The organism is Allomuricauda sp. NFXS6, from assembly GCF_040148835.1.
In the GTDB taxonomy this organism is placed as follows: Bacteria; Bacteroidota; Bacteroidia; order Flavobacteriales; family Flavobacteriaceae; genus Flagellimonas.
In genome coordinates, this window is record NZ_JAGEMG010000003.1 from 141,439 (window position 1) to 156,737 (window position 15,299).

Below are 15,299 nucleotides of genomic sequence, written 5' to 3' on the forward strand. Positions count from 1 at the left end.
TTTATAAGGAGAATTTGAGATTTTGGATTATTTATTTTTTAGCAATATATAACAGTGTACAAGGATTTATTTTTTTCCGTTTACAATGCAAAGGACGAAGAAGAACTTCTCGATGTAATTTCAAGTTGCCCAAGGATATTTGACGATTCCAATTGGAAACCTTTGGGCAACAATGATAGTAATTATGGTGTGGTGAAAAATCAGCAATCCAATCCCATAGCTGCATTGATTGAAAAGATTACCAATGCTATTGATGCCATCTTGACAAAAGAGTGTCATGTTGGAGGTGTAAAGCCAAAATCCAAGGAGGCTCCAAGATCCATGGAAGAAGCCATTGAACGGTTTTTCCCCAAGAACAATTGGGATCTCCCATCTTTCAGAAAAAAGCAATCTGAGGAAATACAGATCATTGCCGATGGCAAAGGCCCAAGAAATCAGAGAAACCAGTATCCAACGTCGGTCATTATCTATGATAATGGAGAAGGGCAACATCCTGAAGAATTTGAAAATACGTTTTTATCCCTTTTAAGAGGAAACAAAAATGACATCCATTTTGTGCAGGGAAAATATAATATGGGCGGTAGCGGAGCCATAGTCTTTTGTGGAAAAATGAGGTATCAGCTTATTGCCTCGAAAAGATTCACTAACGACGGCGAATTTGGTTTTACCCTGGTAAGGGAACACCCTAAAAAGGAATCCGATAATGCAAAGGAAACCTGGTATGAATACCTTTTGATTGACGGTCAAATACCGTCTTTCCCTATTGAGAATCTTGATCTTGGTTTGTCCAATAGAAATTTTGAAACAGGAACAATTGTCAAATTGTACTCGTATCAATTTCCCAAAGGGTATTCTGGTTTTGCGCAGGATTTGAACCAAAGTATAAATGAATTCCTTTTTGATCCAGCTTTACCCATTTTAACAGTCGATACTGCCGAAAGATATCCAAACAACAAGGTTCTTGAGAATGACCTGTTTGGATTAAAACGGCGTCTGAACAATGAAGAATCAGAATATCTGGACGATAAGTTTTCGGAGACATTCGATGAGGAAAACACCTTTGGTAAAATGAAGGTTTCCTGTTTCGTTTTTAAGCCCAGGGTAAAGGATTATGATTTAAAAAGAACCAAAGCCATTATCCAAGATCGATATTTTAAAAATTCGATGGCGGTCATGTTCTCTTTAAATGGCCAAACACATGGAAGCTATACGTCCGAATTTATAACACGGTCCTTAAAGCTCAATCTGTTAAAGCACCATTTGTTGATACACGTGGATTGTACCGAAATGAAATATAATTTCAGGAAGGAACTTTTTATGGCTTCTAGGGACAGGTTAAAAGACGGGGAAGAGACTCAATATCTCAGAAGTTATTTGGCGGCCCAATTGAGTCGAAAGGATGGAAGGTTGGCGGATATTGAAAAGATTAGGAAACAAGCCGTCGATATAGATACAACTTCCAATACCAATGAATTGCTCAAGAACTTTACCAAGAATCTGCCCTTGGATTCTGAACTGGCCAAATTGTTGAGCCAAACGTTTAAACTTGATACGAAATCGAACAAGAAAAAGGAAGGACAGCAAAAACCTTCTCCCCGGCAAAGGGAAGACACCCCTTTTTTACCACAGAGATTTCCTTCTTTTTTTAAAATCAACGGTGTTAATGATGGTGCATCAGAGGTAGCTAAGATTCCTTTGAATGGAGAAAAAACCATACGGTTCTCGACGGATGTTGAGAACGATTACTTCGACCGGACAGAGGAAACAGGTAATCTGAAAATTACGGTATTAAATATCAAACCCAACGAAAGTGAAGGTGGCACAGGTCCCGGCCAGCCCAAGGGGATAACCGAAATTTTCAATGTGGTAAAGAGTAGTCCAAATAAGGGTGCTATTAAAATATCGTTGAACCCAAAAGATGATTTAAAGGTAGGGGACAGTGTTCAGATAAAAGCAGATTTGTCATCCCCAAACGGTGATTTGTCCGAACTGTTTTGGGTCAAGATTGCAGAAAAAGAGGGGCCTAAGGACAAGAAACCAAAAAAAGATGAGAATAATGAACCTTTGGGACTTCCTCAATTGGTTTTTGCTCATAAAGAACTGGATGAAGAGGTCAAGGGCAGGGTTTCATGGGAAGACGTGGGAACTGCTACGGGATTGGATATGGATTACAATACGGTAATGGTGCCCGAGGCAGAAGGGGATACCTTGAAAAAGATTTTTGTTAACATGGATAGCTCTGTGTTAAAGAACTTTATTGCGAAGTACAAACATCCTAATCAACAGCAATTGGAAATTGCCAACAGAAAATATTATTCCTCAGTGTATTTCCATACGCTATTCTTGTATACCATTAGCAAGAATAGGGGGTATGAGATAAAACAAAGAATAGAGGGTAAGGAAGAGTTGGAACACGTGGACCTTGGTCAATATTTAAAGGACCTGTTCGATCATTATTACTCAACCTTTATTCTCAATTTTGGCGGGATGGAGGAAATGATGCAGGGGATTGGAGATTAGAATATTAAAAGAATAAGGATAATGATTAAAGTTATGCTAGAATTTATTTTTATATGTTGACAAGTGCATTTGAATTAGGTGAGGAGTTGGTAAAAAAAAGAATTGAATATAAATTGCATCAACCACTTTGGAGCAAATTTGATTTGAATGGTATAAATCTGGAGCATTCAAATTGGACAACAATTAAATTTCTTAATAACGATAGTACTGATTTTAGTGATCAGATTGGAGAATTACCAAACGATTCAGGCGGATTATACCTTTTTTGTATTAGATGCCAAGTAATTCCCGGAATAACAAATTATCCTGTTTATGTTGGTCGTGCCCAACTTAGTGAGGGTCAAAATCTCAGGAAGCGTTGTAGGGAGTATTTTACTAAATGGGCAAGAAACAATGAAAGACCACTTATAACCAAAATGATTAATTATTGGGGGAATGAGTTGTATTTAAGTTTTATGGAGGTTGAAGAAAATGAAGATATAATAGATTTTGAAAACAAACTTATCAAATCTTTATTACTCCCATTCAACAATGATATTCCCGATAAAGAAATTAGACAATCTGTAAAAGCATTTCCGTAATGAAAATACCCGCAATACGAGGCAAAATAGGAATTTGGACCTACTATATAACTAACTTAACATTCAAGCAGGTAAACGATTATGTAAGTAGAGTGGATGATGAATTACATCAATCTAAATTTCTTAAGGATTTAATTCAAAGGAGCATAACCGACAATTATAAGAATATCAGCTCTTATATTTTAAATCAAGAAGAAATGTTCTTTAACTCTTTAGTGTTGGCAGTCTATGATGATTATCCGGATTGGCAAGAGATAGAAGTTTCATTTGAAGGTCAAGAAACTTATAAAATTGGTTTATTAAATTTTCCAGGCAATCATAAAATTTTCCCAGTCGATGGTCAGCATAGAGTTGAAGGAATAAAAGCAGCATTAAAACAAGACCCGAGCAAGGGTTCAAATGAAATTGCTGCGATTTTTATTGGTCATAGTGAGGAACCGCAGCTAAAAAAGAGAACAAGACGTTTGTTCACTACATTAAATCGTTATGCAAAGCCAGTTTCATTACGTGATATAATTGCTTTGGATGAAGATGATATTTCTGCAATCTTAACAAGAAGATTAATTGAAAGATTCGATTTGTTTCAAGAGGATAAAATTGTTGATATTAAGAATAAAGCTATACCAAATTCAAATAAAAAGGCTTTTACATCCATAATAACGTTGTATCAATGTAACCTGGAGTTATGTAAAGATCTTTACCCTTCCATAGAAGGGAAAAAACCAACGGCTAATAATATTTCAAAATTCCTTCGTTTTCGTCCAAGTTCAGAAACGATTGCTGATTATTATACATATATTTTGGAGTTTTGGAATAGCTTCAAAGAAAATTTATCAGAAATTTCAAATTTTCAGCAAGGAATAGAGAACCAACTGGTGGTAAGAAACAAGGATAACGGGGGGAATCTATTATTTAGACCGATTGGAATCCTTCCTTTTGTGAAAGCAGTTTTAAAAATAAAGAATGAATCTGGTGCCACATTTAATGATATCATTATCAAATATAATCGAGCGGACTTTCAAATTAGTAATAAGCCTTGGTTGAACGTGGTATGGAACAGTATATCAAAAAAGATGATTATGAGCAATTCTGGGTTAACGTACTTGTTATTGCTATTTATTTATAATCAATCGATTCTAACTGAAAAGGAATTGGAAAAATTAAAAAATAGCTATGCATCCAAGTTAGGTTTGGAAGATGACGATGAAATAGAAAATGTTTTGGATGACATCGAAAAAATTCCAAATCTATAATTCTAAAGAAAGCAGGTATTGCAACCATCTCGTTCAGTACCCTCCAAAATATCTAAAAGGTAGGGAGAGGATTTTGATTTTTCCTTATTGGCTCGATTTAGATGATAACGTTTTATCTCTTTTATTCTTTCTGGGTGTATCAATTCTTCTAAAGTCTCTTCTTGTGTCCATGTAAATCCCTCTTCTGCATTTTCATATTGCATTGCTTCCTTGAATTTATCCGGGTGTTGCTCATAAAGCCATATCCATTCTATCTTTTGTTGAAAAAAACAGAAGAAGCATCCAGACCGACTACGTGCGTACTCTCCTTTTTTGCCATCCACTTCGTATGGTATTTTTTCATAATAGGCGGGCACGCCTACCTTGGATTCCCTCAGTATCCTGAAAATATCCTCCCGAACCAATATGTCCTCATTGTCCAGCAAAGGGAAATCAGCCTCCAAGGACAATGGGTATTCGGTACTTTTCAAAAATTGGAAGATAGACCTATTGAATTCTGGAATACCAAAATCCAGTAACCGATCCGTTTTATGTTTGAGTATTTTTTCGGTTTCCTTTCGGTCACTTTTTGCCATACTTATGGGCTCTTGGACCACGGACCTTATTCTGTCCATTTTTTGTCCTTTATGGAAAGTGGAGAGTATTTCAAGGATTTCATTGTTCACATCCGGATGAAAGAACTTTGTGATCAAGTCACTGCTCCAAATGTTCTTTCTAAAAGGAAAAATGGATTGAATGTTTTCCTTGCGCGATATATAACCTTCCCGATTTTCATCACCCCGTATGCCGACATACGAAATTGTAGGATCGTCCTTTATGAAATCCTCAAAGGGCTTCAATTTCATCATGGCAGTGCACCATCTCGCCTGTGGAGAGGGTAAATACCCTCTGAATGACTTGAAGTAAAAATCAAAAGGATTGTCACCGGTACTCCCAGTCTCAATATTTTCCAATCTTTCGATTTTCTTTCCTAAATACCCGTCTAGTCGTTCAATCAATCTGTAGGTTTCGTCCAACTCTTTCCCCGTATCGCAGAAATAGTATTCAAAATTCATTTGGGGATATTTATCATTCAGGTAAAGGGCCAATGCGGCACTGTCCTTACCTCCTGAGATTCCCAATATATGACGTGTCTTACTCATCTTTTGATATTTCCTGATTAATCAAGGATGCCAAAACGGACAACCGTAATTTTTCATTGCCTATAAAGAGTTTTTCAATTTCCGAAGAAATATTTTCAATAGCAACCTTTTGGCTTTCAGAAATCCTGATCATCGTTTCGGAATCCCCATTTTCTACTGTGGAAAGTTGTAATTTGATGAGTTTCTCACCTTCATTTACTTTCGCCCTCTTTAGATCCACCAAATTATCGAGTTCCCGGATGATTTTTTTCAATTCCACCTTCAATACCTTTTCATCACTGTCATTGATGCGCTCCAACGATTTGTTGAGAATGGAATGACCGAGTGCCATTAGATAGGAATCCCGGTCATTAAAATTAGATTTGATTCTCCAAAAGAAGGATTTTTGGTGTGCCTTTAGATGGTGTTCCTTGATCAAAGCATACCGATTTCTTAAAATTTCCGAATATGTCTTAAAATCAACCTTTTTTCCAATAATTTCTTCACAGATGAACGACTCTATTCTGACAAGAAGGTTGGGGAATGAATTTTTGATTTCCTCAATATGATTTTGAAAATCAATGATGTAGTCCTCAAACAATTGATTATTGGTCGAAAGTTCATTTAGGCTGTAGCCCAATGCCATTGGCATTTTTTCAAAGAAAGTTTCCTCTGGATCGATGGCTTTGGCAATAGTCTCTCTTAGCTGTATTGCTCGCTCTGAAATCGATTTTGAGGTTTTGGCGTATTGGTTCAAGTTTTTATAGAAAACCAAGAGAGGTCGAATACTCTCAATAAAGGAATTATTGTCCAGAGTTTTTAGACCATCCTGTTTAAGCAAATACCTGTACTTATTGAATAGTTTAAGTCTTAAATTGTTGAGGACAAAACTCTTAACAAAGTACTCTTTTGGATTTCGAGTGATCATATACAGGATATGCTCATCCACATAAGGTACAAAACCATTGTTGTTATAAAGGGCAAAATCCCCTCTCTTGATAAATAAGAATGTTGGGATCCAAAAATCAATGACGCCTTGTTTGAGTTTCATGGGGGCACTGCTCAAGAGTTCTTGGAACTCAGTAACACACTTTCTGGTGTTACGGGAAGTATCCAGAAACTCTAGACTCATCTGCCACAGTGGAGCAAAATCTTTCTTTTCGGGTTCGCCTAATTGCCACTGACCATCCTCCTTTCTATGGATCCCAGTATTTTTTAAAAGAGAATAATAAATCGTCTTTTCTGCCGGCCATTTATTGCTTGGGAACCCCAGGTCTTTTTCTTGATGTCTATTTACCAAACCATTCCAAAAATTCTTTCTAGCAGTAGATATGGAACCTGAAACCTTGTGTCTGTTGATCAATTCACTGTGAAAGGTAGGAGTGTCCGGGTATACCCTACGGGCAATGTTTGAAAGTATCTGGTTAAACCGTTGGCTGGAATTTATTTGTACTGGCTCACCATTGTCAAACCATGAGACCTTTGTCGAATGCAGGCTGTCCATCACATAGTGATGTAATAGATTTTTATTGCTCCTGATAATGGTGTTGAGTTCCCTAATAGCCACCCGGTCATTCTCATCTTCCAGATTGCGCAGTACTTCTTCGGTTTTTTCGATTTCCTTTAGGGTAGTCGAAATTTCCGAAGTGTTTGTGAAGTAGCCATAGAGGATTGGAAGGTCATTTTGGGTGGAATTGGTCATTTCTTCTTCAGAGGGTATCTTTTCAGAGAAAATCAGATTAATGAAACCATCGATTTCATCTTTAGGTACATCAACTGAAGGTGTATTGGTGAGTTGAAATTTGAAAAGTCTTGGTGTACCTTTTCTATAAGTTTCCGCTTTTGCAATTTGTATCGTAAAATTAAAATGGGAATTCAGTTTCTTGAGGACATCAATTTCATCTATTCTATTTTCGGCCTCCATTATGGCCCGATCAATATCCAAATCCGTGCCCTCAAACAATTTATAAGATTGATCAAATTTACTAAACCGGACCACCTTGTTTTTGTCCAATAATCTCAATGTTTTCTTGATGGTTTCTTTAGAAAAGGTTGGGCTTAGATACTCGATAAAGAAAGTTTCATCAAGCCGTGACCCGGCCTTGGAAAATGTGGCTAGCAGTCCCAGGGATTTAATTAAAGCCTCGGATATATTATGGTCAATTGAAATAATACTTTCTGAGCGCTCCAAAGCTATCCTTATGGCCGACCATCTATTGAAATCAGGATTGGTTTTGTCAATAATGAACGTGTAGAAATCTTGATAGAGATAATCATATAAACCTGGTAGTTCAAACTCCTTTCCTTCCGTTTTGAATTGGGAAAAGAAAATGGAGTTGAGAAACGTGAACAATGACCGTTCATTTTGCCCATAACGTTGTAGGGATGCTGCCAATACATATCCACTCACCATGCTCAAAGGATGTAAAGAGCTTTCTAGTTCTTCCAAGCTATTTTGAGAAAGGGTAAAAAGGTTATGTCTTATGATTAGGTCTATGAAACTCTTTTTTGGTTTGGTTCTAGAAGTTGAAACTTTACCGGCCAAGTACAGCAATTGTTCGATGGGTTCATTGAAGGGCAAGGTGAAAAAACGTCCTTGCACCTTTTTCCATTCATCCCTCTGTTCCTGGGAAAGCCCATTGGAATAGGAAAGAATATTTTGGTGGATAGAAGTAATCAAAACAATATCCCTGTCCTGTGCATTTACAAATTCGGCCAGTTTCTGAAGAAAATAAACTTCTTGGGACGTGTTGTTTTGGACCGCATACTCCAAATATTTGCCAAACTCGTCAAGGATGATGAACAGGGCTCCATTCTTCTTCTTGACTTTATCATACTCTCCGTAAATGGCATCAAACAATTTTTGGTTTCCCACAAAATCATGGGATACTGAAAATTCATCGTTCAAAGCATCGATAAGTGAACGATATTCCCCTACCAGTTTGATGACTCTGGATATGCCATTAAAACTGCTTCCAAAGTATTTTTTGTTGCCGGAAATGGACTTTTCAAGGGCCAATAAAAAAGAAGATTTCCCCGTTCCGAATGAGCCTACAAGGTTAAATGCTTTTTGGCCACGTTTTGCATTGTCGATTATCGAATCAAAGGTTTTTTCAGCATTCGGTGTAACGACGTAATCGAACTTTGAATCACTGTCCCTGATGATATTGGTAGAGGTATTGATGCTATACTCCATAATATTGTTCCAAAACTTTATTGGGTTCGATATCCTTTTTGACCTGTAGTTCTTTCACACCAGCTTCACTGCTATATATGATATCAGGAAATTTTTGTGCTATTGCCTGTAGTTTTTCTTCAAGTATATCCCTATTTAGGCAAAAGGTGTTACCAATTCCAAAATCATCACTGTAGAAGCTTGAGAAACTAATGGTAGAGGTATGATTTGGGTGGGTGAGAATGCAATAAAGCAGTATTTCTTCAGGTAGGCTTTTCTGGTCATTGTTCTCGATGCGATATAGTGTTTTAGAGTTCCTATTCTTGCCAACCTCTCTGAGCAGGCCCAATTCTGTCAATAACCCGCTGTAACCATCATCTATATCATCGTTGGTAAATTGTCCGTACATTCTTTTGAATACTGAAAAATCCTTGGCCAGTATTTTTTCGTTTTGACCAGAGTGCAGATCATTAATATAGTCAATAAGGTTTTCTTGGGTGAATTCTGGCTTGACCTTTCTGAAATTATTGAAAATTATATAATAAATCGATGAATGCCGTGTCATGCATAGTTTATAATGCAACAGATATAGTGTACCTTGATTTTCCAAGTATGGGTCCCATCCTCCATCAAGGAACAATGCTTGATATGGTTGTTTAATTTCCATGGAATCATCACAGGCATCGAAGGATTTCAGCCAAAACCGCATAGAATTAACCATATTCTTTCCTACACCAAGATCAACACCGGAATCCATTCGGAATGACTCACCGGAGTCTAGATAATCTATTCCCTTTTTAAGCCAAAACAAACGGCAATGGAATGTATCATGTCCTGAAAATGCCATATAGAATTGTTTTTTTCAAAAATACGATGTTTAAGCTCTCAAATGTTCAGTGTAGAGATGATTTAATCACAAGATTAATTAACATAGATAAAACAATTAGTTCGATTCTCTATTTTGCAAATACCTAAGCATATTTGTCGGTCTTCGTTACACTTTGAGCTGTCTAGTGAACAATAAATTTTAGGAGATGAATTAAATACTAAATGTAAGATTTTTCTAGCAAAGAGTGGGTAGAGGTTTCTGAAGCAACAGATATATCAATCAAGTACCTCATTAAAACTTTTAATCTCGTTTTCATTAATTGAACAATAGAGCTTTGAAAAATCTCTAAGGTCGAATCCCATTGATTCTACAATTAATATTAATGTGCTGGACCCAGGAGTAGATTTTGCATTAAAAGTATCGGAAACAGTACCTTTCCTTAGACCTGTAATAATGGCGATTTGATTGTAGCTCTGCGCTATATCATCATCACTTTGAAGAAATTTTTTACTGTTTTCAAGAAGTCTTCTTAAGCTAATAGCAATCTTGATTCTTATAAGCTCTTCTAACTCCTTTTTCATAGTCCCAAGTAACTATTTAGAAAACAATTTATCGGTACGTTTTGGCGTACCGATTATTTTTATATATTTGAGGTGATAACTGATAATGCAAATCAGTTTATAGTAATTTTGCGATTCTTCGTTTAGACAATATTTGAAGCTTTCGCTTAGAGTCTCAATCTGAAAACTGGTAATTTTTGCAACGAGACAATAAGCAGATGGCTCACGACCCGGGCGTGGGCTCTCTTATCGTTGCACGGTATACCAGTACCTCAGATTGATAAGTTGAGTTTCACGCCCAACTATTTCTTAGCGTTTGGTTTCTTTTGGTCCTTTCGGGGCATCGCCCAACCATTTGGGTTATGGGAAACATTTGGCAATTTTTTTATGTAGGGTTCACTCCGTGTTGTTGTCCTGTTTTTGGGGCATCACACTCGGTATTCGATATCCTGTTCAAAAAGAAGCCAAAGAACCCCGTATAATCCCAAGGCCAAGGTTGTGGGATAAACGTTACACATTTTCCGGTTCACGATATCCTTTTGTCCCACAATCAACGACTACACTTTTAGGGCAACCGGCCCGATCACGAAACCATGGTCTTTTTTGGTTTAGGAATCCTATTTCTGGGTAAGTTTTCACCCGGGCAGGATGGCCTATGTCCGAACCTTGATGTCCTAAGGTAAGTTACGACTTTGTCGGGACTTCGTGGGCAGTGTGGAGAACAACTAACGCTTTAATTAAAAGAACTCAATTTATGCAACTCATAACAATACGCATACGCAGGGGAACCCTGCTTGTGCTCCTATATGTCTTTTTAATGCCCTTTTCTTTATTTAATGTGCAAGCGGGCACTTTCTTGGAACCACCACAGGCCACCGTTTCCGGCATCGTGACAGATAATTCTGGAGAGCCCCTGGCCGGGGTGAACCTTGTGGTGGAATCCAAGAATATCGGGACCATGTCCGATCTGGACGGTTCCTTTACGATTAATGCAGGTCCTACCGATGTGCTGATCTTTTCCATGGTCGGCTTCAAGACCCTTTCCGTGCCCATAGGGGGTAGGGATGAGGTTTTGGTCTCTATGGAGGAGGATGTGACCCAGTTGGGCGAAGTAGTGCTCAATGCTGGCTATTATTCGGTTTCGGAGCGGGAACGTACCGGGAACATAGCCACGGTCAAGGCTTCTGTAATCGATAAACAGCCCGTAGGGAATCCGTTGGGGGCCATGCAAGGGCATATGTCAGGGGTCAATATTGTCCAGGATGCAGGGGTGCCCGGGGGCGGGTTCTCCATTGAAGTCAGGGGCAGGAATTTCATCAATGGGACCACGGACCCATTGTTCATCGTGGATGGGGTGCCCTTTGATTCCGGGTCCTTGGGAGAGCCCCGTTTGTCCAACTTTATCGTCGGGGGAAACATCAGTCCGCTGAATGCCATCAACCCCAACGACATTGAGAGCATCGAGGTCTTAAAGGATGCGGATGCCACGGCCATTTATGGATCTCGTGGGGCCAATGGGGTGGTTCTTATCACTACCAAGAAGGGGAAGGCCGGAAAGACCCGGTTCGATGCCCGATGGAGCACGTCCCTTGGCCAAGTGTCCCATTTTATGGACCTGATGAGAACAGAGGAATACCTGGAGGTCAGAAGGGAAGGGATCGCCAATGATGGGGTGGACAATCTATTGGGCAACCCGGGCCTGGACTTCTTTTGGCCCGATGTGACCGTATGGGACCAGGATAGTTACACCGATTGGCAAAAGGAACTGATCGGGGGCACGGCCTACCGGAACAATGCACAACTCTCCATGTCCGGTGGAAGTGAACGCACACAATTCTTGGTCAGCGGTGCCTATCAAAAAGAGACCACGGTGTTCCCGGGCGATTTTAGGTACAAAAGGGCCAACTTGAACAGTAACCTGAACCACCGTTCCGAGGATGGCAAGTTTAAGGTCAGCCTATCAACATCCTACACCCGTGAGGACAACCAATTGCCCAGCGCGGACTTTGCCCCCAAGGCATACGCCTTGGAACCCAATGCCCCAGAACTATATGATGCGGAAGGGAACATCAACTGGGAAGGGAATACCTGGGAAAATCCCATGGCCGCCCTGGAGGAAAAATATGCGGCAGTTTCAAACACCCTCATATCCAATGCGGTGGTTTCCTATACGATTTTGGACAATCTGGAACTGAAATCAAGTATGGGCTTTACCTCTTATCGAATGGATTCCTACAGGGTCATGCCTTCCTCCGCAAGAAATCCACAGTATGGGCTTACGGCCCAGAATTATTCCTACCTCATGACCAATGCATCAAAGCGGGAATCATGGATCGTGGAGCCCCAATTGAACTGGCACAAGCAATGGAGAAAGTTTTCATTGGATGTGCTTTTGGGAACCACCTTCCAACAACGGACAACGGAACAAATCGCTCTACGGGGGCAAGGTTTTCCCAATAATGAACTGATCCTTAACATGGCTGCGGCAGAAAACCTGGAGGTCCTTTCAAATGCGGATACCGAATACAACTATAATGCAGTGTTTGGACGGGTAAACTTGAAGTATCTGGACAGGTACATCATCAACCTGACCGGACGAAGGGACGGGTCTTCCCGCTTCGGACCGGGCAAACAGTTCGGGAACTTTGGAGCGCTAGGGCTTGCATGGCTGTTTTCAGAAGAGGAATTTTTTAGGGACGATTCATTGTTGAGCTATGGTAAACTGAGGGCCAGTTACGGGACGACGGGAAGCGATAATATTGGGGATTACCGTTTCTTGGACACCTATTCCGTTTCCGGGGATGATTATGACGGGGTGACCATCATTGAGCCTACGGGCCTCTTCAATCCCTTGTTTGGATGGGAGGGGAACCGGAAAATGGAGGCGGCCTTGGAACTCGGTTTTTTCAATGACCGGTTACTGCTCAATGCCTCCTGGTACCAAAACCGTTCCTCCAACCAATTGGTCGGGATTCCCTTGGCGGCCACCACCGGATTTTCCGAACTGACCGGAAACTTTGATGCCCTAGTGGAGAACACAGGGTTTGAATTGGAGTTGCAGGGCATAAATGTACAATCCCAGAAATTCAAATGGACTACGACAGCCAATCTGACCATCCCCAAGAATAGGCTCGTGGACTTCGATGGATTGGAGAGCTCCACTTTTGCCAATCGGTATGTCATAGGGGAACCCTTGACCATTGTGAAACTGTACCAAGCCCTGGGTGTCGATCTGGAAACCGGGGACTATACCTTCGAGGACTTTAACGGGGACGGGAACATCAGCAGTTTGGAGGACCGAGAATGGATCGAGGACCTTGCACCGGAGTTTTATGGTGGATTGGGGAACACCCTCAGTTTGGGCAATCTTACCTTGGATGTCTTTTTCCAGTTCAAGAAACAAAAGGCCTTCAATACGCTACAGTTCGGCGTTATTCCGGGGCGTAAGGGGAATGTCCCCGTGGACCTGTACGACCGTTGGCAGCAGCCCGGGGATTCGGCTCCTTTCTCAAGGGCCTATAGCGGGCTGATACCCACGGGAGGTCTGGACAATTTCCAGTTGCAAAGCAATGCCGCCGTTTCGGATGCCTCTTTTGTCCGTTTGCGGAACATATCCCTGAACTATAGGATACCCTTGTTGGAGCCGGGCCTTGACATCGACGTATACCTTCAGGGACAGAATCTCTGGACCATTACGGGCTATAAGGGACCGGATCCCGAGCAACCCACCAGTACCCGATTGCCGCCATTGCGTCAGATGACCCTTGGACTTAAACTCAGTTTTTAACCTTAAACCGATACGAATGAAATATTTGATACAAAAGATGTATGGAAAACCCCTTTATGGGGCAACTATGGTCAAAGCCCATCAAGGGAGGATGCAAGGATTCCTATTCTTGGTCTTGATCCTGAACATTGCAGGGTGCACCGATTTTGTGGATGTGGATCCCCCAAAGAACACCCTGGTGTCCAAGACCGTGTTCGATGACGCGTCCACAGTGGAGTCCGCGATGGCCAATCTTTATTTTGGAATGCGGGAACAGGGCATGGTGTCCGGAACCAACGGGGTGACACCCGTGTTGGGCATATATGGTGATGAATTGGACTATTACGGTTTCAGTGCCGATTTGATCCAGCTATACCAAAATGATGTCCTTGCAGGAAACGGCATCACAACAAATTGGTGGCGACGGGCATACCACCTGGTTTATGGGGCCAATGATATTATAAGGGGTGTGGAAGCTTCGGAAGCGCTGGCCACGGATGAAAAAAATAAGTTCTTGGGACAGGCCCTGTTCGTCCGGGCTTACCTGCACAGCCAATTGGTGTTGGCCTTTGGGGATGTCCCCTATATCACTGCTACCGATTATAGGGCGAACGGGAAGGTGTCCCGAATGCCTGCATCGGAGGTTTATTCCCATATCATCAGTGATCTTACCGAGGCCGCAGATGCCTTGGATGGGATCGATTTTACTTCAAGTGAAAGGGTTCTCGCCGATCTTGATGTGGTCAAGGCGCTATTGGCGAGGATATACCTCTATGAGGAGGAATGGGAAATAGCGGCATCCCTGGCCACGGACCTTATCCATTCCCGTTCTTTGGAAAACGACCTGGACAAGGTGTTCCTCAAGGATTCACAAGAAACGATCTGGCAGCTCAAGGCCGATACCGAGTTTCCCTTGAACACAAGGGAGGGCGAACAGTTGATCATCAGTTCCATTCCGGGACAGTCCTATGCTTTGACCGAGGATTTGTTGACGGCCTTTGAAACCGATGACATGCGAAAGGACCATTGGGTCGGCAGTATGTCGGATTTGGACAACACCATTACCCTGTACTTTGCACACAAGTACAAAGCAGATATCAACGAAACCGAATCCTTGGAGTATTCCATTCTGTTCCGATTGGCGGAACAATATCTGATCCGTGCCGAGGCGAGGGTACACTTGGGGAACTTGGCTGGGTCACAAGCCGATCTCAATGCCATTCGTGGCCGCGCCGGTCTACCGGAAACATCAGCCAATACCCAGGATGAGCTGTTGGGGGCCATTCTCCAAGAACGAAGGGTGGAACTGTTCACCGAACAGGGACTGCGCTGGTTCGATCTCCAACGTACCGGTATGGCCGACCAAGTGATGAGTGCTTTAAAACCCAATTGGCAGGCAACGGATGTGCTGTTGCCCATACCCGAATCCGAGTTGGAGGCCAATCCCAAGCTATTGCCACAGAATAATGGATATTAAAAAAATAATTGACGCAG

The 15,299-nt window shown here is 41.2% G+C and carries 9 protein-coding genes; 5 read left to right on the forward strand and 4 right to left on the reverse strand.

All coding sequences use genetic code 11. The features are described from left to right. Positions 1 to 54: 54 nt before the first annotated feature. The 3 genes from J4E06_RS06165 to J4E06_RS06175 are packed head-to-tail and all read left to right on the forward strand — an operon-like array spanning position 55 to position 4,354. Positions 55 to 2,520, forward strand: a complete 2,466-nt coding sequence (locus tag J4E06_RS06165) for a hypothetical protein (protein WP_349523158.1) — start codon at positions 55 to 57, stop codon at positions 2,518 to 2,520. A 53-nt stretch (positions 2,521 to 2,573) separates the two neighbouring features. Then, complete coding sequence (locus tag J4E06_RS06170) at positions 2,574 to 3,101, forward strand: GIY-YIG nuclease family protein (protein WP_349523159.1); 528 nt, start codon at positions 2,574 to 2,576, stop codon at positions 3,099 to 3,101. Continuing rightward, positions 3,101 to 4,354, forward strand: a complete 1,254-nt coding sequence (locus tag J4E06_RS06175) for a DNA sulfur modification protein DndB (protein ID WP_349523160.1) — start codon at positions 3,101 to 3,103, stop codon at positions 4,352 to 4,354. The genes J4E06_RS06170 and J4E06_RS06175 overlap by 1 nt, the downstream gene beginning before the upstream one ends. A 2-nt stretch (positions 4,355 to 4,356) precedes the next feature. Here the strand turns inward: J4E06_RS06175 and J4E06_RS06180 are convergent, their stop codons facing one another. The 4 genes from J4E06_RS06180 to J4E06_RS06195 all read right to left on the reverse strand — a co-directional run bounded on the left by J4E06_RS06180 (position 4,357) and on the right by J4E06_RS06195 (position 10,060). Beyond that, a complete protein-coding gene (locus tag J4E06_RS06180) occupies positions 4,357 to 5,496 on the reverse strand; it encodes a phosphoadenosine phosphosulfate reductase domain-containing protein (RefSeq protein ID WP_349523161.1) in 1,140 nt (379 codons plus the stop codon). Continuing rightward, positions 5,489 to 8,671, reverse strand: a complete 3,183-nt coding sequence (locus J4E06_RS06185; protein ID WP_349523162.1) for a hypothetical protein — start codon at positions 8,669 to 8,671, stop codon at positions 5,489 to 5,491. Before J4E06_RS06185 ends, J4E06_RS06180 begins: the two co-directional genes overlap by 8 nt. Further along, the gene (locus tag J4E06_RS06190; protein ID WP_349523163.1) at positions 8,661 to 9,497 is read right to left on the reverse strand and encodes a DUF4007 family protein; all 837 of its coding nucleotides are present in this window, start codon (positions 9,495 to 9,497) and stop codon (positions 8,661 to 8,663) included. Before J4E06_RS06190 ends, J4E06_RS06185 begins: the two co-directional genes overlap by 11 nt. Before the next feature lie 257 nt (positions 9,498 to 9,754). After that, the gene (locus J4E06_RS06195; protein ID WP_349523164.1) at positions 9,755 to 10,060 is read right to left on the reverse strand and encodes a hypothetical protein; all 306 of its coding nucleotides are present in this window, start codon (positions 10,058 to 10,060) and stop codon (positions 9,755 to 9,757) included. 733 nt (positions 10,061 to 10,793) lie between these two features. Here J4E06_RS06195 and J4E06_RS06200 point away from each other — a divergent pair. Further along, positions 10,794 to 13,826: a SusC/RagA family TonB-linked outer membrane protein gene (locus tag J4E06_RS06200; RefSeq protein ID WP_349523165.1), complete on the forward strand. Its 3,033-nt coding sequence runs from the start codon at positions 10,794 to 10,796 to the stop codon at positions 13,824 to 13,826. Between the two features lie 16 nt (positions 13,827 to 13,842). Further along, positions 13,843 to 15,282, forward strand: a complete 1,440-nt coding sequence (locus tag J4E06_RS06205) for a RagB/SusD family nutrient uptake outer membrane protein (RefSeq protein WP_349523166.1) — start codon at positions 13,843 to 13,845, stop codon at positions 15,280 to 15,282. The last annotated feature ends 17 nt before the right edge of the window (positions 15,283 to 15,299 follow it).